16 protein-coding genes and 1 pseudogene are annotated in these 20,124 nt (G+C 43.1%); 9 read left to right on the top strand and 8 right to left on the bottom strand.

The annotated features are described in order from the left end of the window. Positions 1-3: 3 nt before the first annotated feature. Together GT360_RS17960 and GT360_RS17955 are read left to right on the top strand one after the other, a co-directional pair. Positions 4-552, top strand: coding sequence for a BMC domain-containing protein (locus GT360_RS17960; RefSeq protein ID WP_164650329.1), 549 nt, complete (start codon positions 4-6; stop codon positions 550-552). A gap of 144 nt (positions 553-696) precedes the next feature. Next, the gene (locus GT360_RS17955) at positions 697-1,806 is read left to right on the top strand and encodes an acyltransferase family protein (protein ID WP_164650328.1); all 1,110 of its coding nucleotides are present in this window, start codon (positions 697-699) and stop codon (positions 1,804-1,806) included. Positions 1,807-1,880: 74 nt separating this feature from the next. Here the strand turns inward: GT360_RS17955 and GT360_RS17950 are convergent, their stop codons facing one another. From GT360_RS17950 to kdgR, 8 genes are all read right to left on the bottom strand, one after another. Continuing rightward, positions 1,881-2,504, bottom strand: coding sequence for a bifunctional 4-hydroxy-2-oxoglutarate aldolase/2-dehydro-3-deoxy-phosphogluconate aldolase (locus GT360_RS17950; protein WP_164650327.1), 624 nt, complete (start codon positions 2,502-2,504; stop codon positions 1,881-1,883). 26 nt (positions 2,505-2,530) lie between these two features. Further along, positions 2,531-3,457 (bottom strand): 2-dehydro-3-deoxygluconokinase, encoded by a 927-nt coding sequence (kdgK, locus tag GT360_RS17945; protein ID WP_164650326.1) that lies wholly within the window; start codon positions 3,455-3,457, stop codon positions 2,531-2,533. A gap of 373 nt (positions 3,458-3,830) precedes the next feature. Next, positions 3,831-4,505 (bottom strand): oligogalacturonate-specific porin KdgM family protein, encoded by a 675-nt coding sequence (locus tag GT360_RS17940; protein ID WP_164650325.1) that lies wholly within the window; start codon positions 4,503-4,505, stop codon positions 3,831-3,833. Between the two features lie 11 nt (positions 4,506-4,516). Beyond that, complete coding sequence (locus GT360_RS17935; protein WP_164650324.1) at positions 4,517-5,701, bottom strand: alginate lyase family protein; 1,185 nt, start codon at positions 5,699-5,701, stop codon at positions 4,517-4,519. A 170-nt stretch (positions 5,702-5,871) separates the two neighbouring features. Next, positions 5,872-7,641, bottom strand: a complete 1,770-nt coding sequence (locus GT360_RS17930; RefSeq protein ID WP_164650323.1) for a sodium:solute symporter family protein — start codon at positions 7,639-7,641, stop codon at positions 5,872-5,874. Between the two features lie 681 nt (positions 7,642-8,322). Continuing rightward, positions 8,323-9,033 (bottom strand): exonuclease domain-containing protein, encoded by a 711-nt coding sequence (locus GT360_RS17925; protein WP_164650322.1) that lies wholly within the window; start codon positions 9,031-9,033, stop codon positions 8,323-8,325. Between the two features lie 2 nt (positions 9,034-9,035). Further along, positions 9,036-10,904: a DUF294 nucleotidyltransferase-like domain-containing protein gene (locus GT360_RS17920; RefSeq protein ID WP_164650321.1), complete on the bottom strand. Its 1,869-nt coding sequence runs from the start codon at positions 10,902-10,904 to the stop codon at positions 9,036-9,038. An 86-nt stretch (positions 10,905-10,990) separates the two neighbouring features. Beyond that, a complete protein-coding gene (gene kdgR / locus GT360_RS17915; protein ID WP_164650320.1) occupies positions 10,991-11,776 on the bottom strand; it encodes a DNA-binding transcriptional regulator KdgR in 786 nt (261 codons plus the stop codon). A gap of 255 nt (positions 11,777-12,031) precedes the next feature. Here kdgR and kduD point away from each other — a divergent pair, with 255 nt between their 5' ends. The 7 genes and pseudogenes from kduD (at position 12,032) to GT360_RS17880 (ending at position 19,989) form a co-directional block, all read left to right on the top strand. Continuing rightward, positions 12,032-12,793 carry a 2-dehydro-3-deoxy-D-gluconate 5-dehydrogenase KduD gene (gene kduD / locus GT360_RS17910; RefSeq protein ID WP_164650319.1) on the top strand — a complete coding sequence of 254 codons (762 nt, stop codon included), beginning with the start codon at positions 12,032-12,034 and terminating at the stop codon, positions 12,791-12,793. Positions 12,794-12,823: 30 nt separating this feature from the next. Next, positions 12,824-13,387 carry a YgjV family protein gene (locus GT360_RS17905; RefSeq protein WP_164650318.1) on the top strand — a complete coding sequence of 188 codons (564 nt, stop codon included), beginning with the start codon at positions 12,824-12,826 and terminating at the stop codon, positions 13,385-13,387. Further along, entirely contained in the window at positions 13,357-13,677 is a 321-nt protein-coding gene (locus GT360_RS17900; RefSeq protein WP_164650317.1) for a cupin domain-containing protein, read from the top strand. The genes GT360_RS17905 and GT360_RS17900 overlap by 31 nt, the downstream gene beginning before the upstream one ends. A 50-nt stretch (positions 13,678-13,727) precedes the next feature. Beyond that, positions 13,728-14,363 carry an RpiB/LacA/LacB family sugar-phosphate isomerase gene (locus GT360_RS17895; RefSeq protein ID WP_164650316.1) on the top strand — a complete coding sequence of 212 codons (636 nt, stop codon included), beginning with the start codon at positions 13,728-13,730 and terminating at the stop codon, positions 14,361-14,363. A gap of 303 nt (positions 14,364-14,666) precedes the next feature. Continuing rightward, positions 14,667-16,433, top strand: coding sequence for a sodium:solute symporter family protein (locus tag GT360_RS17890; RefSeq protein ID WP_164650315.1), 1,767 nt, complete (start codon positions 14,667-14,669; stop codon positions 16,431-16,433). Positions 16,434-16,543: 110 nt separating this feature from the next. After that, entirely contained in the window at positions 16,544-17,965 is a 1,422-nt protein-coding gene (gene uxaC / locus GT360_RS17885; RefSeq protein ID WP_164650314.1) for a glucuronate isomerase, read from the top strand. An 18-nt stretch (positions 17,966-17,983) separates the two neighbouring features. Next, positions 17,984-19,989 (top strand): annotated as a pseudogene (locus GT360_RS17880) (heparinase II/III domain-containing protein). The last annotated feature ends 135 nt before the right edge of the window (positions 19,990-20,124 follow it).

The following is a 20,124-nucleotide window of genomic DNA, read 5'->3' as shown; positions in this document are numbered from 1 at the left end:
TTTATGGATAACGCAATCGGCTGTGTAGAGCTGAGTTCGATCGCAAGAGGGTACGAGGTTGCGGATGCAATGGTTAAATCTGCAAATGTAAAAATACTTTTTCACCGCACCACTTGTCCGGGAAAGTTTGTAATCGTTGTTAATGGTGACATCGGTGCTGTCAGTGCATCAGTGGAGCATGGTCTTGTTGCAGGGCGAGGCGAAGTGATTGACCATGTGATTATCTCAAATATTCATTCCGATGTATTCTCGGCCATATCTGGAACAACAGATGTTACAAAACATGGCGCCTTTGGGGTGATAGAGACCTACTCGATGGCTGCTGTCATCGAAGCGGCCGATGCTGCAGTCAAGGCAAGTGATGTGGTGTTGATGGATATCCAATTAGCGATGGCAATTGGTGGCAAAGGCGTCGTTACGCTGAGCGGTGACGTGTCAGCAGTGCAGTCTGCAATAGAACTAGCGTGTGAGCGAGTAAAAGAAAAGGGCGTTTTAGTGAATCAGTGTGTTATTGCTAACCCAAGCCGTGAAATAGTCGAAACAGCGATATGAGTATTTCTATACAAAGCCAAGTTATTAGCTCAAGTGTCATCAAAACTCGCTTAGAGCTAAACCACACTTTTTAGCATTGAGATTTACCCATACATTCAATTGAAATATCATTTTGTATTACTTTTTGTCGTTATCAAACTCTTTATGAAAGAAAGATTTTTTGCTCTAGATGGACTTCGGGGTGTATGTGCATTAGCTGTGGTAGTTTTTCACATGGACTGGCTAGATTCAGTGACCAGCCTTGATTTCTTCCGAGGTAGCTTCCTGTTTGTCGAATTTTTCTTTGTGTTGAGTGGCTTTGTGCTAGCACATCGTTTTGCGGTTAAAGGTACCTCTCGTTTCGCTAGCTTTATGAAAGGGCGATTTTTTAGGTTGTATCCGCTGCACTTTGCCATGTTCATGTTGGTTGTGTTTTACCAGTTTTTTCATATGTTTGCCGTCAATAATTGGGGAATTAGTTTTGGTATTGAGCCATTCACCGCGAAATATGCAGTTAGTGAAATAGCTCCTCATCTTTTACTCATACAATCCTGGTCTTCGAACTTCAATAGCGTCAGCTTCAATGGTTCATCTTGGAGCATCAGTATCGAGTTCTACATGTATGCATTGCTGTTTTTCTCAATCTTTGCTTTCCGAATGAAGCGAGTTTTTATTTGGATCGCTGTATCTCTGTTGTCTTTCTATCTTTTGTTCACAAAATCAGTAACAGTACCAGGTGAGGTGTTAAGGGGATTGTCTTGCTTCTTTGGCGGTGCGTTTTTTTACAGCGTGTATCAAAAAATGAGCCGAATCAGATTGTCATACAAAGTGGCTACAATTCTTGAGTTGGTTTTGTTGAGCACGATAGTCATTGCGATTCAATCAAAATATGAGTATCGCTCAATAGGTGTGTCCGTCTTGTTTATGCTAGCCGTACTATTATTAGCGTTTGAGAGTGGTTTTTTTTCATCCCTGCTAATGAAAAGTTCGATGCAAACCCTAGGTGTTCTGTCGTACTCTGTTTACCTCACTCATGGGGTTTTACTACTATATTTTCGAGCATTTCTTACAGTAATGGATGAGTTTACTTTGATAGAACTTATGCCGGTGGTAGATAATGTGAAGTATATGAATTTTGGCTCTACTTTAGCGAATAACATGGGAGTTTTGCTCATTCTCGCAATGAGTGTATTGATATCTAAGTATACGTATGAATACATTGAGAAAGTAGGGCAAGATCTAGGAGTTAAAGTGAGGTTAGTTAATACCTACTGAAAGACAGTGACGTATACACCAAAATAAACGTGGCCTGATAACAGAGTAGGCCACGCATTATCGATAGTGGAGTGTTAGGCTACGTGAGTTACGGCGTCACGCACTAGTTTGCCCAGTTCATCCCATTTTCCCTCGTCCATTAGGTTGGTCGGAACCATCCAAGTACCACCACATGCCACTACTGAAGGTATAGACAAGTAATCATCAACATTTTTAAGGCTTACGCCACCTGTAGGCATAAAGTTTATTGGATACACTGCAGTAAGTGCTTTAAGCATAGGCACGCCGCCAGAAGGTTCTGCGGGGAAGAATTTAAGAGTACGAAGACCCATTTCCATCGCTTGCTCAACTAGGCTTGGGTTGTTTACGCCAGGAACGATCGCAACGCCTTTATCTAGACAGTACTGAACTGTACGTGGGTTAAACCCAGGACTTACAATGAAGTCAACACCAGCATCGATTGAAGCGTCAACTTGCTCGTTTGTTAGAACAGTACCTGAGCCAATCAGCATCTCTGGGAACTCTTTACGCATTGCACGGATTGCTTCGATTGCACACTCAGTACGCAGCGTGATTTCTGCGCAAGGCATGCCGTTTTCAACTAGAGCACGACCTAATGGAATTGCATGTTCCACTTTGTTGATCGCAATAACAGGAATAACTTTAAGGTTTGCAAGTTGTTCGTTTAGTGTTGCCATTGAAATTTTCTCTCTAAATTATGGGCTTATAGTTCTGGCATGACATCGCGGGGGATAATCGCACCTTTGTGCTGGATCACGGTACCGGCAACGAGGTGACCAGTTGATGCCGCCTCTTGGGCTGAGCCCCCAGTGAAACGTTTAGCCATGAAACCAGCGCTGAATGAATCACCTGCCGCTGTTGTATCAACAACATTAGTGATTTTGTTGGCTGAAACGTAATTTTGTTCGCTGTCTTCGACCACTAAGCACGCATCACTACCACGTTTAATGATGATCTCTTTAACACCCAAGGCTGAAGTGCGCTCAACACATTGCTCAAGTTGAGTATCACCGAACAGAAGTTGGTCATCATCGTAAGTGAGCAAAGCGATATCGGTGTACTTGAGGACTTTTAGATACCAAGATTGAGCTTCGTCAGCGTTGCTCCAAAGTTTCGGTCGGTAGTTATTATCGAAAATCACTTTGCCTCCCTGTGCTCTGTAAGCGTCGAGGAAAGACAGGAGGTTTTGACGACCATTCTCAGTAAGAATAGCTAGTGTAATGCCACTCATGTAGATAGCGTCATAAGCAAAAAGCTTGCAGATAAGCGTATCCGATTCTGGCTGGTCAAAAACAAACTTTGCCGCTGAATCGCTGCGCCAGTAATGGAAGCTGCGCTCGCCGGTGTCATCAGTCTCGATGTAATAGATGCCCGGTGTTTTGTCAGTAATCTGGAGCACAGTCTCGGTATCAATACCCTCTTCCTGCCATGCTTGAAGCATCTCCATACTGAATGGGTCACGACCAAGCGCGGTGACATAACTTACACTGATGTCGTGTGCTTTGGTAAGTCGAGAAAGATAAAGTGCCGAATTGAGGGTATCACCACCAAAAGTTTGCTTGAGCTCACCATCGCGGTTTTGCAGCTCAACCATGCATTCGCCTAACACGGCAATTTTGTATTGAATCATTGTATTTACTCTTGTTTGCACTCTTTAAGTTTCAGATTACGTGTGCAATATTCTGATTTTTTGTCTATTGCTGTTGAGTTACCTTAATGGTGCAAATGAAGGAGTAGCCAAAGGGGGGAAGGCTACTCCTCCATTTACCGCATTAACCAAGATAAGTCATTTTGAGTAGAACCCTTTCACTCACACTGCAATGTCATCTAATTCGAATGCTTTAATTGAAATTAATAAAACCTCGTTTCATTTTAATTTGTGTTTGATGGGATGTCTATAGCGTTTTGCAGTTAAACTCATTGTCTATCCAGCACATAGGGTAATGAGACAAAAAAGCTAAGAGCGCAAAACGCGTCTTAGCTTTTGATTATTAGAAGTATGTTTACCAGCTGTACGTGATACCGACACGACTTCTCAGTTGTCGGTCACTACTTTTGCTTGATACTGAAACATTGGCAAACTCAACATAAGGTCTCCAGCTCCAATCTTGACCTTTGTAGCCTAGTTTAAACACGGCATCCCAGTTTGAATCACCGTTGTCAAAGAATACCTGGTCATCGAGCCCCTTCTCATAGTTACCCTCCAAGCCAAATTGGAAGTAGTTATAGTTATAGTCGAGGTTTGCCGTTACTTTGCTCTTTTGTTCACTAGAACGGTCATCCGAAAAATCTCTAAATTCATGACGGTAGCGTAGTTTAGCGGTTAGACCAGAATCGAACTTATATTGCACACGCACTTGGGGTTTGTAAGTTACATGACCCTTGAGGAAAGTAATTGGCATACCTGGGATAATTGACCAATGGTCATCAATTTTATGTCTGTAACCAAAATCAAATTCATTGCCTTTAGACTCCCACTCTGAGAATGGCTTGCCTTCTTGCATGGCTTCAACACCGAAGTAGTAGTTACCTACACCACCACCAATTTTTACCCTACTTGCATAGGTTTTGCTGTCATGTTTGTATTCTTGTCTGAAGTCGAGAGAAGCAGCAGAAACAGAAGCACTGGCACACATGACCAATGCAGCAGTTAAAAGGTTTTTGTTTAGTTTTTTCATCTTAATTACCATTATTTAAAGAGTAGGTTTTCTACTTTGTTTTTGTTGGATTCATCATTTTGCAACGTCGCCAGTGCTTGCTTGATTTGAGCGTCATCGTAGGCACGGTTGGCATAAAGAATATTGGAGTAGGCTTTCGAACTATCGAAGCCTTTGAGGTCGTTGTATTGCCACTGTTCTGGGCTGTTGACGTATTTAGCAACGAAGCGATACCCGTTAGATAGCGCATGTTTGTCGACTTCATAATTCCAAACATCCACATCTACTTTTTCGCCAAAATGGCCCAGTAGGCTGTAGGCTTCTAAATTAAAGTTTGAGTAGTGCCACGGTCTCGTTCGTTCCAGTTCGCCATGCTGTGCACCTTCGATATTGAACTGACTACCAATTCGGCGCATCTGAGTGATCTGAAGACGCTTTTGGGCAATCTCTGGTTTACCAACAAACAGCGAAAACGCGACAACTTGTGCGTCGTACCACGTACCATGATTGTTATGCCAGTTGTCTTCTTCAAAACCATTTTGGCTGGTTAGCATCCAGTGATTAAACTCATCGACCCAACCAACGACAGCGTCATATTGCTCGCTTGTCATTTTTTCTTTGAGAATATTGACGCTGTCCAACACAGGAATGAGTAGGCGGCTTTCTATGATGCCAATACCACGACCATCAACAGCTCCAGGGATGGCTTGAGCATGATTAAGGTTCGGGTTCATGCGAGTTTTAGGGTTAACAAACCAGGCATCAAGCTGAGCGATAGCTTTATCTGCGTAGTCTTGGTTGTCGCTAAAGTAGTAGGCAAGACCGAGATCTTTTACGTCATTGGCGAAGCGAATGAAGCGTTGCTTGTCCGTTGCCTTTGTTTTAGTTGCCATATTGTACTCACCATCACGGCGCACATATGGAAGACCATCTTCAGTATCAGGGTTTGGCCACCAGTAGGGGCCAAAGCTAAAGTAGTCATGAATATCACCACTAGCAGGTAGCAGTGTTTTGTTTGTGACAGGATCAATCTCAGCTTTAAGCGCTTTATCTGCTTTTTTAATTAAAGCATCATAAGCCCCTTGTTTACTGCTGATCTCCGATTTATTGAAAGAGAGTGCGTCTTTGTCGTAAGAGATAAAATCAATCGTTGCATGAGCACTTGTAGAAATCAGCAAGGCTAAAGAAATAGCAGTACAAACCTTTGTTATTCTCATTGTATTTCCTTCAGTAAATTAACAGCGAATTTAAAGTATTTAGCTTGTTTGTGTTTTTTAAGGCCGAGCAAAACCAGCACTATCAGCATGTGCGAATAGCGTTGGAGAACTGGCTTTGCTCTAGTGAATTTGAATTAACTCAACATTTTTGGTGTTTAAGAATCAAAACATCATCCAGCAGACATGGTGGTATTGAAGGTTTCGTTCTCTTTGGCACTCTTAAGCAACAGGCCACCAACAGTCACAATGACGGCTCCACAGAAGACAAAGGCTAAACGGCCAAGCATTGGGTTTGGTATAAGGACCATTAGAGTGACGAGCACGCCAAATACCAGAATTAGCTTTCCAAGCATTAAGCGTTGTTGGCGGTCATATTCATCTTGTCCAGGCTCTTCAACCACTGGTGTATCGACATCTGTCCAAAATGCTTGTAACTCTTCACTTCGAGCTTTAGCAGGCTCTTTGTAGAATTTGGTTGTTAGGCAGAAGAAACCACCAGTAATAAAGAGATGACCAACGATACCGAGTAGTACTTTAAGATCACTCGCTTCACGCCCAGTGAAAGGGGTGTCTAGGTTTAGCCAGTTTGCGATTACATCTGCCGTAATTACAAAGCTCACCATGTAAGAGACAAATACACCAACAAGCAGTGTTGCCCATGCAGCCCAGTCCGGTGTTTTCTTGATGAAGACACCAAAGAATAGAGGTACGAGAATAGGCATTTGAAGCAGCGTACTGACATACATCATCGCATCAAAAAGACTCAGGCCTCTGAGCGAATTAATGAATAGAGCGACTAAGATAATCAAAATACCAAAACATCCGGTCACGATTTGGCTTACACGCAAAAGCTTTTTGTCATCAGCCTTTTTATCAATGATAGGCGCGTAGAAGTTGCGGACAAAAATGCCGGAGTTTCTATTCAGCCCAGAGTCCATGGAAGACATTGTCGCCGCAAAGACTGCAGACATGAGTAACCCAACCATACCAACCGGCATGGCTTTCTCAACAAAAACAAGGTAAACAGCATCGGCTGCTTTTTTGCCAAGCTCAGCACTGTGCACGGTTGCGGCTTCTGGGTACATGACGGCTGTAACCCATGGTGGTAGGAACCAGATTACAGGGCCAATCAGCATGAGTACGAAAGCGAGTAGTGCGGCCTTTCGCGCATTGGTCGAATCTTTTGCTGTTAAGAAACGGTAAGAGTCCTGCATGTTGTTAATATTTTGCAGCTGTTTAACAAACATGAAGATGAACCACGCAACGAACAGCAAAGGGTAGTTCATATTAGAACCCATGATTGATTCGGCAGGGAATTGTTCAATTAGGTTGCTCGGTCCGCCAATTTTAAATAATGCCACGACTGCACACACGACGGTCACAGCCATGATCACTACCATCTGGACAAAGTCCGAAGCTACCACTCCCCAAGCGCCCCCAATAATGGAAATGAAAAGGACAATTAGACCTGTGACAACAATCGTTGTTTCGATGTCTACTTTGAATACGGCACTCACAAACAGCGCAAGGCCATTCAACCAAATCCCGGTGTAGACAATACTTGTTGGCATAGTCGCCCATGTAAACACCTGTTCGTTTGTGGCGCCGAACCGGCGTTTGACACCCTCAATTGGAGTGACGACACGCATTTGACGGAAGCGGTACGAAAAAAATACCCATGATATTAGGAAGCCAAAAGCATTGGCCATAAAGACAACCATGATAGGGAAGCCATCGGTGAAGGCTTTACCTGCAGCGCCTGTAAAGGTCCATGCACTGAACTGGGTCATGAAGGCCGTTGCACCTACCATCCACCACAACATCTTGCCTCCACCTCGGAAATAGTCACTGGTACTGCTACCAGAAAATCGTTTGAAGATCACACCAATTGCGATCATAAAGATAAAGTAAACGCCCACCACGAGCATATCGATATTCATCCTGAACTCCTTTGATACTTTGACAGCATTTTGTAATTTGAAATTATTCAGTTGAATGACAGCAACCTTCTCGCTGAACATTACAACTTCCTGTGAACTTATAACTCTGTGGGCAACCAATATTGATGATGGCTGATATTTGTCGGTAAATAGACTTCCCAATAAATATTGCCAGCTGAGCAGCGTTCTCTAGTGGATGCTTTTTGCTCACATTTGCTTGATGAGTAATTTAGTCGGAACAAAGACAAAAATATAAGATCAAAATCACATTCGCAGTTTTATGAAAGGGTGTTTTATATTTTTATGACTGATGTCGACTTTTGTGGTGTGGCTCAAAAGAAAACGTATCGGCGAGAAGGTCGAATATTACTCATATAATACATTTTAACTTAGATTGGACTGGTATTATGTGCTTAAGTTGTTGTTTCAAAAGGGCTGTCTATTTATCTCTGAGGTTATTGTATTACTTAATTGCGTTGCGGGTGGGCGGTATTTAGACTTCTCAAACGCCTGTTAGATTCTACATCGATATAACGTTACTGGTAACTTTGATATCGACTTCTCATTTCTGTGAATCTGGACCGTTTGCAAGTCATATGAGAGCGATGGCACGAAGTGTTGATATGCAAGTATAGAAAAGCCATGCAATGTGAGTTGCATGGCTCAAAGTTAGATTTACAGTTAGCTGATGATGACGTCAGATATTTTGCTCTCAAACTTCAGTTTTAACTTGCTAAGTTGCACGATAAACAGCTCGGCACAAGCTAGAGCATCACTGGCCGCTGAGTGAGCGTAGTAGTCAGGTAAATTATAGTGACGACGAAGGTCGTTGAGTTGATAGCTTTGATGAATCTTGGACAGTCCAGCATAGCTGTATTTTTTTTCCAGCTGTAGAGTGTCAACAAAATGGCAAGGGAGGCGCTCTAATCCATAGGTCGCTTTGACTTGCGCATTGAGAAAGCTACGCTCAATACATGCACTATGGGCGACAACGATTTTACCTTCTAAATGCGTTAGCAGTTCGTCAAGTGCTGCAGTGGGTGCAGTAGCATTGAGTAATTGTTGTGGAACAATTTCATTTATCTCGGCACTTTCTTTTTTAACATAGTCTCCGTGGTCGAGATAAATTTCATGGCTACTGCATAGATTGATTTCATAGCAATTTAAGTGGACGAGGCCGATAGAGAGTATTTTGTCACGCTTAGCTTCAAGCCCGGTCATTTCGAAGTCTAGTGCGACAAATTGTTGGCTAATTAGGTCTTCAGAAAGGGAGGGTTGTGGGTGGCGTAGATAGCTATCTAACGCAGAACTGTATGACGAGTTGGGTGCGATAGATTGTCTTAACGCCTCTTGACACTGTGTAGAGGACTTTCCAAACCAACGATTGAACATGATTAACTGCCTTTTACAAAACGAAGTTTGGCTACGTCCTGTAGCTCGCTAATGATTTTAAATGCTTCCTTGAGGTGTTTGCGCTCAAAACTGCTGAATTGGTCAGGCGCAATGTGATTATCTGGTGTTTTGCCATTCAAAATGGCATTAAGCTGGTGGCGAAAACGAACATGAGTGATAAAGCGAAATGCGCCAATGATGTTTTCACATGTGTCTAATGACATCGTGCCATGCTCAGCAGCATAACGAAAACGCTCTTCCGTTCCAGTTAATGAGCCTCCTGCTGCCAGACTGAAAATACGTGCAAGATCAATGATTAGATTGAGCGCGTACTTTTTGATATTGAGAGTATTGCTGTTCTTTCCCCCCTTTTCTAAGACAAGACTATTAAAGATACCAAGTGGTGGTTGAGTCTCTATAGCGTCTCGAGTGAGTGCTGGAATGAAACGAGGATTCTTTTGGATGCATTGATGCATATGTGCTTGAACAGTGTCAATCAAGTCCGCGTTACCATAGATAGCTCGAACTTCTAGGAATACACTGACGCTCAGCAATTTGTTGTATTCAGGACTCAATACCCACTTGTGGTAGTACTCTTTCCAGCGAGATATTGGTTGGCACCACTTTTTATTTGCCGCCATATACTTTCCGTCGCAGAGGGGATAGCCGCAGGCAGCAAGTCCATTACAAACTCTCATCGCAAGGTAGTTAAAGTAGTGATAGTCTTCGTCTTTCGCATCATCAGAAAGCACAATGGCACTATCTTGATCCGATAGCATGTGGACTTCATTGCGAGCGTGTGAGCCAGCAACTAACCATGCATAGTCACAAGGAGGAGCACCGAGTGACTTTTCTGTGAGTTGAATAATTCTGCGCGTAAAAGCATCCATAATCATAGACATCACTTGCCCTTGGATTTCAGCGCTAATTCCGCTTTCAACGAGCGCTTGGAATATCGTCTGTTTTTCTTCTCTCAGGGCTGATAGGGCGTCAATGGAGTCGGCATACTTAATTTTTTCTATCAGAAATAGCGATTGTGTTTTGTGGTTATGTACAAGATGGGTCGTGGTAAGAAGGCCTGATACTTTACCCTCTTTGACAACTGGTAAACAACGAACATTATATTGGAGCATTAGCGAGATAGCTTGTATCACCTTATCTTCACTATTGACCAGAATAGGTTTAGTGTTCATGACACAGGATATAGGAAGTTCAGTCGATATTTCTTCCGCCACAACACTTCTCGTCATATCCCGATCTGTTACCATTCCAACAATATCCTCTTCTTGCATGACAACAGCACAAGAGCTTCTTTGATCTCCACACATTATTTTGGCAACAGACTTTATGGAATCGGTGTGATCGACAATTGCAATGTTCTTACTTGCTATCTCACTGATTTGACGAAAGAATAGTCCTTTATCTTCTTTTCGTACAGCATGCTTTACTGCTGTGGATAAACGTCTGGTTGCTTGAGAAGCGAAGTAGTCGGCAAACTCTGGGTGTTGCTGACAGATCCTAGTGAGTTCATGGTGAGGGACTAAATACAGAAGAGAATCTTCGATGGCTTGTGCTTCGTACCCATCTTCCGCTTTTTCTAGCGGAGCTAAAAAGGTAAAACCAAATTGGTCATCTATGCCTAAGCGGGCCCGAAGTGAACCATTACGACTGCGCTGCTCAATGGCTCCCGTTCTAACAATATATAGATAACGTTTTGTACATAAAGCACTGAATGTGATGACTTCATCCTTAGCTAGGTATTTTACAACCACGGAGTTTGATAGGGATTCGACTAGTGACAAAGGGAGCTTATCAAATGGATCTAGCCTGGTGAGAAAGTCGCGAATATTGGGGGTGATAGAAGAACCCATATAGACTCCAGAATAAAACGATGTTTCACTAATGAATTTGGTTCCAAAAAAAGCAGCACAGAATGCTGCTCTTAAAAATGGTGTATTTATTGAACAGGGTAGTTTTTGTATCCCAACTGTTCAGAGATGTTGCGCCCTGCTTTATGAAGAAGATCAATGTAGTAAGACATACGCTTTTCATCAAAGCGAACTGTCGGAAATGAGATTGAGACTCCCGCTATCACCGTACCAAAACGGTCATAAACTGGTGCTGCCAGACATCTTAGCCCTGGTTCTTGCTCTTCGTTGTCTTCCCCAAAGTGTTGGTCTTTAACCAATTTTAGTTCTGCAATTAATTGCTCAGCATTTTCATGAGTGCGATCAGTACTCTTTACAAACTCTATACGAGATAGAGTGTTTCGTACAAAAGAGTCTTCTCGTTCAGCAAGTAGTACTTTGCCAATTGCTGTTGTGTGAAGAGGATTACGACGACCGACTCTTGAATGCATACGAAGGTTATAGCTTGAATCTATTTTGTGGATATAAATGATCGAGTCTTCATCAAGCGCACCCAGGTGAACTGTTTCATTCGTTAGCTCAGAAATGATTTTCATTTCTTTATCTGCTAGTTCAATCAGATCGACATACTCTAAAGATTTAGCACCGAGCTCAAATAGTTTGAGGGTGAGGGAGTACTTATCTGCTTCGCCTTCCTGTGTGACATAACCTAACGTTTTCATTGTTTGCAGAAAACGGTACGTCGTAGCTTTAGACATCATCAGGCGCTGAGAAAGATCAGATACACCAATTTCCTTTTGTTCACCAAGAGCTTGCAGAATGTTGAAGACCTTAAGAACCGATGAAACCGCTTCTGGCTGCGTAGATTTTTCCATTAAATTACCATTATTCAAATTCGCGATATGAGTATTATACCCATCAGATTGTGCGCTTCCACGTATTTTAAAAAAGGATTTTAAAAATTTGAAACCCATCCCGCTCTTGTCGTACAAAAGAGAGATCTCGATCAATAAAATGAAAGGTCGTTTTAAAAATAATTGAAATGTGGTTTTAAAAAACATATAGTTTGTTTCATCCGATGGGTTGCCATCATAAGCAAACACGAAATATTAGCTTTTAAAGGAACGAACATGATTCTTGATTCATTTAATCTAGAAGGTAAAGTTGCGATTGTGACTGGTTGTGACACTGGTCTTGGTCAAGGCATGGCGCTAGGCCTTGCTAATGCAGGTTGTGATATTGTTGGTGTAAACATCGTAGAGCCAACAGAAACGATTGAAAAAATGAAAGAAACAGGTCGCAAGTTTGTCGATATCCGTGCAAACCTAATGCAACTTGACGACATCCCTTCAATTGTTGATCAAGCAGTGACTGAACTAGGTCGTATCGACGTTCTTGTTAACAATGCAGGTATCATTCGTCGTAACGATGCAATTGATTTCTCTGAGCAAGACTGGGATGACGTAATGAACATCAACGTTAAGTCTGTGTTTTTCATGTCTCAAGCAGTTGCAAAGCAAATGATTGCTCAGGGTGAAGGTGGTAAGATCATCAACATCGCATCTATGCTTTCATTCCAAGGTGGTATCCGTGTACCTTCTTATACTGCTTCTAAGAGTGGTGTAATGGGTGTGACTCGTCTAATGGCGAACGAGTGGGCAAGCCACGGTATTAACGTGAATGCGATTGCACCAGGTTACATGGCAACAAATAACACAGCGGCATTGCGTGCTGATGAGCAACGTAACAAAGAGATTCTAGACCGTATTCCAGCAGCACGTTGGGGCACACCTGAAGATCTAGCGGGTCCTTGTGTATTCCTAGCATCAAATGCATCAAACTACATCAACGGTTACACAGTAGCTGTTGATGGTGGTTGGTTGTCACGTTAATCCTTCTTAAGAAGTTTCTAAGAGGTGGTTATGGAGAATATGTTCATCGCTCAAGTACTGGGTTTTGTTAGCCTAGCTTTGGGTGTGACGACTTTTTATCAAAAGGATGATCGTAAGTTAAAGATCCTGATGATGGTATTCCACATTAACCACCTTATTCACTATTTCCTATTAGGCTCACTAGTCTCAGTCGCTAGCTCCGCTTTATCAGTGTTGAGGACAGCGACGGCGATTTATGTATCGTCACTAGTGGTCGCCTTTGGATTTATCGCTTTGAGTGCGTTGGGTGGATTTTACCTAATAGAGTCCTACCATGACATTTGGCCCTTTTTGGGTACCGCGATAGGCACCTATAGTGTGTTCTGTCTAAAAGGTATCAAAATGAGATTGGGCTTTTTGGTTGGCGCATTTTGCTGGTTGGTCAATAACATTATTGTAGGATCTATTGGTGGTACTCTGCTTGAAATGACGTTAATCAGCGTTAACTTGACCACCACGTTCCGATTAATTGCTGATCAACGAAAAGCGCGAGCTACAACGGATAAACAAGAGAATAACGAACCATGTTTGTATACAACAAAGACATCACACTAGAGGACTTGGGTGAAGGTATTTCACGTAAAGTTTTGGCTCACAATGACAACATGATGGCAGTAGAAGTGCATTTTGAGTCTGGTGCCATTGGCGCGATGCACAGCCATCCGCATGAGCAATTGACTTATGTACTGTCGGGTAAGTTTGAATTCACTATCGGTGATGAAACAAAAGTCGTTGAAGCTGGCGACACCATGTATAAAGAGCCAAATATTGAACATGGATGCGTCTGTTTAGAAGCGGGCACACTAATTGACAACTTTACGCCAATGCGTAAAGACTTTGTTTAAAATTATTTATCGAAGAATCAACTAATTGCGGGAAACCGCAGGAGTATCAAATGAAAATTGCACTAACTATGGAAAACAGCCAAGCAGCGAAAAATGCAATGGTTGCAGCAGAACTAAATACAGTTGCAGGTGGCCTTGGCCACGAAGTTTTCAACGTTGGTATGACTGATGAGAATGATCACCATCTAACGTACATCCACCTTGGTATCCAGGCAAGTCTTCTACTTAACTCTAAAGCCGTTGATTTCATTGTGACGGGTTGTGGTACAGGTCAAGGTGCGCTAATGGCAAGCAACCTTCACCCTGGTGTAGTTTGTGGTTACTGCCTTGAGCCATCTGATGCGTTCCTATTTAACCAAATCAACAACGGTAACGCATTGTCTCTAGCGTTTGCTAAAGGCTTTGGTTGGGCAGGTGAACTCAACGTTCGTTACATCTTCGAAAAAGCATTTACTGGTAATCGTGGTGAAGGCTACCCAGTTGAGCGTGTTGTTCCTCAGCAAGCTAACGCTAAGATCCTAAATGAAGTAAAAGCTGGTGTATGTAAAGATGTAGTTGCTTCTCTACAGGCAATTGATCAAGAGCTAGTTAAGCAAGCAGTTGGTGGTGCACAATTCCAAGAATGTTTCTTCGCTAACTGCCAAGTGAGTGAAATTGCTGAGTATGTTAAGTCACTAATCGACTAATTTACTACACCTTGTAGCAGTGTTAATGGCTTCATTGCTACGAGGTTTGGCTCTACAGTTTATTGGGAAACTGATTTGCACCTTCCTTTTAGGTTGGTGCTTTTTTTGGGCCTAAATTCCGCTAGATGCTCGGGAAGTGCATCAGTCATACAAGCTTAAAATTCAAATAAAAATATCTAAAACATCGTTTCATTGATCACATTTTACGTGTCAGTGGCTGGTATTTTTGTACTATCAAATTATTATTGAACCATTGGTTTATAAAAACCTAATTATCATTTTAAATATGCCTGAGGTAACATAATGAACATAGATATACTCGTAGTTGGAGTCTATTTTGTTTTCATGATCGCGGTTGGATTGATATTCAAACGTTTTGCTGGAAACTCTACTAGCGACTATTTCCGTGGCGGCGGTAAGATGCTTTGGTGGATGGTGGGTGCAACAGCATTCATGACACAGTTCAGTGCATGGACGTTTACTGGTGCTGCTGGTAAAGCTTTCACGGATGGTTTTCCCATTATGACCATTTTTGTAGCAAATGCGTTTGGCTTCCTACTTTCTTGGTTGTTCTTCTCGTACCGCTTCCGCCAAATGCGTGTAGTCACACCCGTTGAAGGTGTGCGCCGACGTTTTGGAGCGACGAATGAACAGGTGTTTACTTGGGCAACCATGCCAACCAGTATCGTTTATACCGGTATTTGGCTAAACGGATTAGCACTATTTGTAAGTGCTGTTTTTAAGATTGATATCGAATTGACGATCGTGGTGACGGGTCTTATCGTTCTGTTCATCTCTGTTATTGGTGGTTCGTGGGGCGTTGTTGCTTCAGACTTCGTTCAGATGGTTGTGATTATGGCGGTTACGGTTGTGTGTGCTGTTGCTGCTATCGTAAAAATTGGTGGTCCGAGCAACCTTATTGAGCAGTTCCCAGCAGACTCAATTATGGGTCCAGAGATGAATTATCCGTTACTGTTTGTAGCATGGTTCATCTTCATGTTTGTTAAGCAGCTACAAAATATCAACAACATGCAGGACTCTTACCGATTCCTGACGGCTAAAGATTCTGTAAACGCGCGTAAGGCGGCACTATTAGCATTTGCACTTATGTTAATTGGCCCTGCCATTTGGTTTGCGCCACCTTGGGTATCTGCAATCATTTACCCAGATGCAATCTCTGCGCACGCAGACGCTTTGGGTGGTAAAGCAGCGGATGCAGTATATCTCGTGTTTGTAGAGCGTGCGATGCCAGTAGGTATGGTAGGTCTACTTATGTCTGCTGTGTTTGCAGCAACGATGTCATCGATGGACTCAGGCCTGAACCGTAACGCTGGTGTTTTTGTTCGCAACTTCTATAGCCCGATCATTAACAAGAATGCATCAGAGAAAAAACTGATGCGTGTGAGTCAACTCGTTACCTCTGTATTCGGCATACTTATTATTATGGTGGCGTTGTTCATTAACTCACTACGTGATTTGAGCCTGTTCGATGCGATGATGTTCGTAAGTACTCTTCTGCAGATGCCTATCTTGGTTCCACTATTCTTCGGTATGTTTGTTAAAAAGACACCGGATTGGGCTGCTTGGGCAACGCTAGTTGTTGGTATTGGTGTTTCTTACTTGGTGAGTTTCGTCATCACTCCAGATGTCATTGCGAATATGATTGGCCTAGAGGGTGGGTTTACTTCTCGTGAGGCCTCAGACCTTCTTGTAATGAACGGCATTATTGGTCACTTATTTATTACGGGTGGTTTCTTCTGTCTAACCACGAAATTCTACAAAGAGCCGCAAGGTGAGCGCGCTGAAGAGATCACTGAATTTTGGTCAGATGTTGCGACTCCAGTTATTGAAGAAGAAGGTCAAGATGAGTTCGATCGTCAACAACGCAGTATGCTCGGGCGCTTGATCCTTGTCTTCGGTGCGCTTGTTATGGCAATGGTTCTTATTCCTAACCCATTCTGGGGACGTATGGCCTTCGTATTCTGTGGCGGCGTTGTTCTAACAGTTGGAGCTCTACTTCTTAAGAGTGCAAATGTGACTCCTCAGCTTAAAGCACAAGCTCAAAGCTAACCACGATTAACGATGAATTTGGCCACTCAGTTTTGGGTGGCCTTTGTATCAAATAGAGTGATTAGTCAGGCGAGATTAACGTCTGCCTAAGTACTCTCGAGAAACGCGCAATGGAACAAAAAAGTTATATTCACGACAACTTCTTACTGAACTCTGATTTAGCACAGAAGCTGTTTCATACATACGCTGCAGATCTACCAATTATTGACTATCACAATCATTTAGATGCAAAAGATATTTGGCAAGATACTCAGCATGCAAATCTCGCAGAAGCTTGGCTGCACAGTGACCACTATGTTTGGCGAGCAATGCGTAGTAATGGTATCAATGAGCACTTTATTACTGGTAATGCCCCAGACAATGACAAGTTTGCTCAGTGGTGTGAGTCGATGCCTTACTTACTGGGTAATCCGCTTTATCAATGGTCACATTTAGAATTGAAGCGTTTCTTTGATTGCGATTTATTGCTAAACCCAGAGAATTGCAAAGAGATTTGGCAGCACTGTAATTCTCAGCTTCAGGAAGGAAAGAACAGCACTCGTGAAGTTCTCAAAGACTTAAAAGTTAAGACTCTATGCACAACTGACTCACCATTGAGTCACCTTCAGTATCATGCAGCTTTGGCTGAATCTGATTTTGATGTGCAAGTGTTGCCGACATTTCGTGCTGATGAGTTGTTTGTGTTCAATGATTCACGCGCACTCAATGAGTTGATTGATAGATTACATACCGTAACGACAATACCTTCCACAACCTTTAAAAACTTTGTTGCGGCTATCGAAGCGCGCATTGAGAACTTCCATCGTTTAGGGTGTCGATTATCCGACCTTGGCCTTACTACCGTTGATTTTGCTGCGTGCGACGAACAAGAGGCTGAACGCCTGTTTTTCAAAGCACTACAAGGCGAGCCTTTGACTGAGCGTGAAGTTACGCAACTTAAAACTCGCCTATTTGTTGAACTAGGCCGTTGTTACCACAAGTACGGTTGGAGCATGCAAATTCATATTGGTGTGCTGGTCAATGTCAATGAACGCCGTAAACAAACCTTGGGAGGAGGCACAGGTTTCAGTGTTATCAATGATCGTCGAATTGCAGAGAACTTAGCTCAGCTACTCAGTGCCTTAGATAAGCAAGAAGCCCTGCCAAATACAGTGCTATATAACTTAAATCCGAACCATAATGCCATCTTAAGCTGTATGGCCGGCGCGTTCCAAGATAGTGATAGCTCCGCGGGTAAAATCCAATTTGGCGCAGCATGGTGGTTTAACGATCACAAGGATGGCATGGAAGCGCAATTGACCACGCTGAAAAACTTGGGTGCGTTGGGCCGTTTTGTCGGCATGCTAACAGACTCACGCAATGTCTTTTCATTCAGTCGTCATGAGTATTTCCGTCGAGTGCTATGTAACTTGTTGGCCAAATGGGTGGAAGAGGGTGAAATCCCGCACGATGAAACCCTACTCAAGCAAACCATTGAGAACATCTGCTACAAAAATGCAGAGCGCTATTTCAACTTCAATCAAATCGCCTAATTAGGGGAGTTAATCAAGATGTTACAGTTTACAGCCCAAGAAATGGCGGCGATTAAACAAAAATGCAAACCGCGTCAACCATTGAAGCACTCATAAAGAATAACGAAGTGGTCCTAAACAACGACGTGTTGGTTCCTGTTGATGGGCGAGCGACGTGGAACCTTTATTACTTCTGCCCAGAGCACGGCGTGCGTTTGACTTGGGATAGAAACAAACCAGAATCTCATTGCTGCCCGATTGATGGAAAAGAGTTCACTGGAGAGCCGTATGACGGTGCTTGGTGGCGCTGGTTGAATGGTCTTAACGCAAAAGCGTGTTATGACCTTGGTCTGCTTTGGCACTTGACGGATGAACCTGTTTATCTCGAAAAAGTTCGTGAGATCCTGTTAGCTTACGCCACTTACTACCCTGACTATGAAGTGCATGGCGGCATTCCTTACAATGGCCCGGGTAAAGCAAATGCTCAGACGCTGTGTGAGGCTAATTGCCATATCGATCTCGCTCGTGGCTACGATTTCATCAAATCAGCACTCACAGCGGAAGAGCAAGAAAAAATCGAGGTACGCCTATTGCGTGAAGGGGCAGATTTCCTTATTGAACACCGTACCGACCAGTTACATAACCATGAAATGAAGATCAATGCGACTATTGGTGTGATCGGTTTGATTTTGGATGAGCAGCAGTATTTAGATTTTGCCCTAAACACAGATTACGGTATTCACTACCAACTTAATCATGGCGCAATTGGTGATGGCATGTGGTTTGAGGGCTCAATTCACTACCACTACTACGCACTGCAAGCACTACAAAACTTCGAAAAAATGGCGTGTAACACGCCATACTCGGTGGCATCGAATCCTAATTATCTGAAAATGATGAAGTACCCGCTACAGCTGGTACTTAACACGGGGGATTTCCCACGCTTGAATGACTGCATCGCGGGGCAAGAGAAGCTGACTCATGCACATCTGTTTGAGTTCGCCTACAAGCAGCATCCTTGTGATGAGTTTGCAAGCGCTCTAGCAAGCATTTATCAAAATATCAGTCGAGACAATATCGATGCGCTGCTTTATGGTGTCGATGAGTTGCCTCATGCGCAGCCACTTAAATGCCAGTCAACCCATTGCCCAGAAGTGGGTGTCACGATTGAACTCGATAAGGCTCGCGATAATGCCATGCTGCTTAAACACGCCCCATATGGTGGTGAGCACGATCATTACGATCGCCTAGGGCTTATTTTAACTCGTGATGGTCAAGAGATCCTGCCTGACTTGGGTACGACAGGCTACGGTGCCGAGCTGCATTACGGCTACTACAAGAATACCGCGACACACAATACGTTGGTTGTGAATCAGCAAAACCAATCACCGATCGACCCAACGTTGTTGAGCTATCAACAAGGAGACGATTTTACCTTGGTGGATACACTCGCTGATTGGTCGCAACCTGAAGCTACGGTCGATAGCCATACCATTGTTCAGTGGGATTCTGCGGCTTACAAAGAGGTTACGTTCCGTCGCACTATGTTGTGGCTTGGCGATTTAGCACTTGAGCTTAATGTGATTGGTAACCCTCACCAACAGCAGTTAGATTTGACCTATCATGTCCGTGGCAAGCATAAAGATAATGAACAGCGTGTTGCCATTGATAACCCTCTTGAAGGTGCATTAGCCCGCATGACAGAGACACACTTGGTTGAAGCTCAACGCAGTTTTACACAAGGCTATGAGATCGAAGGGCAAGCGGACTATCATCAGCACGTGATCACTGATGGTGATGTGGATGTGTTGACTGGGTATGCGCCAGATAATCCCGCAACCTCGGACCTTGCATATTCTCTGATCCGTTCGAATAGCACAAAGCTTAGAGCAGTCGTTTTACATGACTTGAGTTCAAAGCAGACGGCCTTACTTGAGAGTGCTAATTGGGTAGGGGACACTATCAAAGTTTGCATTCTAAGGAATGAAAGGGAACACCATTTCGAATATACATTGTCTAATTGTGACTTGGTGGTGAGAACGTAGAGTTTATTACCGAAGACTAAGTGAAAGTTTGCAGATAAGTTTTTCCTGAAGAGCGCTAGTGCTTTCATGTTTGCCAATTCTGGTGGTCTTGAATCTATAACTTATTAGTGGAAGCACTTACTGTAGTTGCACTTC

Origin of the sequence: Vibrio astriarenae (assembly GCF_010587385.1) — a bacterium.
Classification (GTDB): domain Bacteria; phylum Pseudomonadota; class Gammaproteobacteria; order Enterobacterales; family Vibrionaceae; genus Vibrio; species Vibrio astriarenae.
Note: the sequence above shows the minus strand (reverse complement) of the source record. Positions and strands in the feature narration are given on the sequence as shown.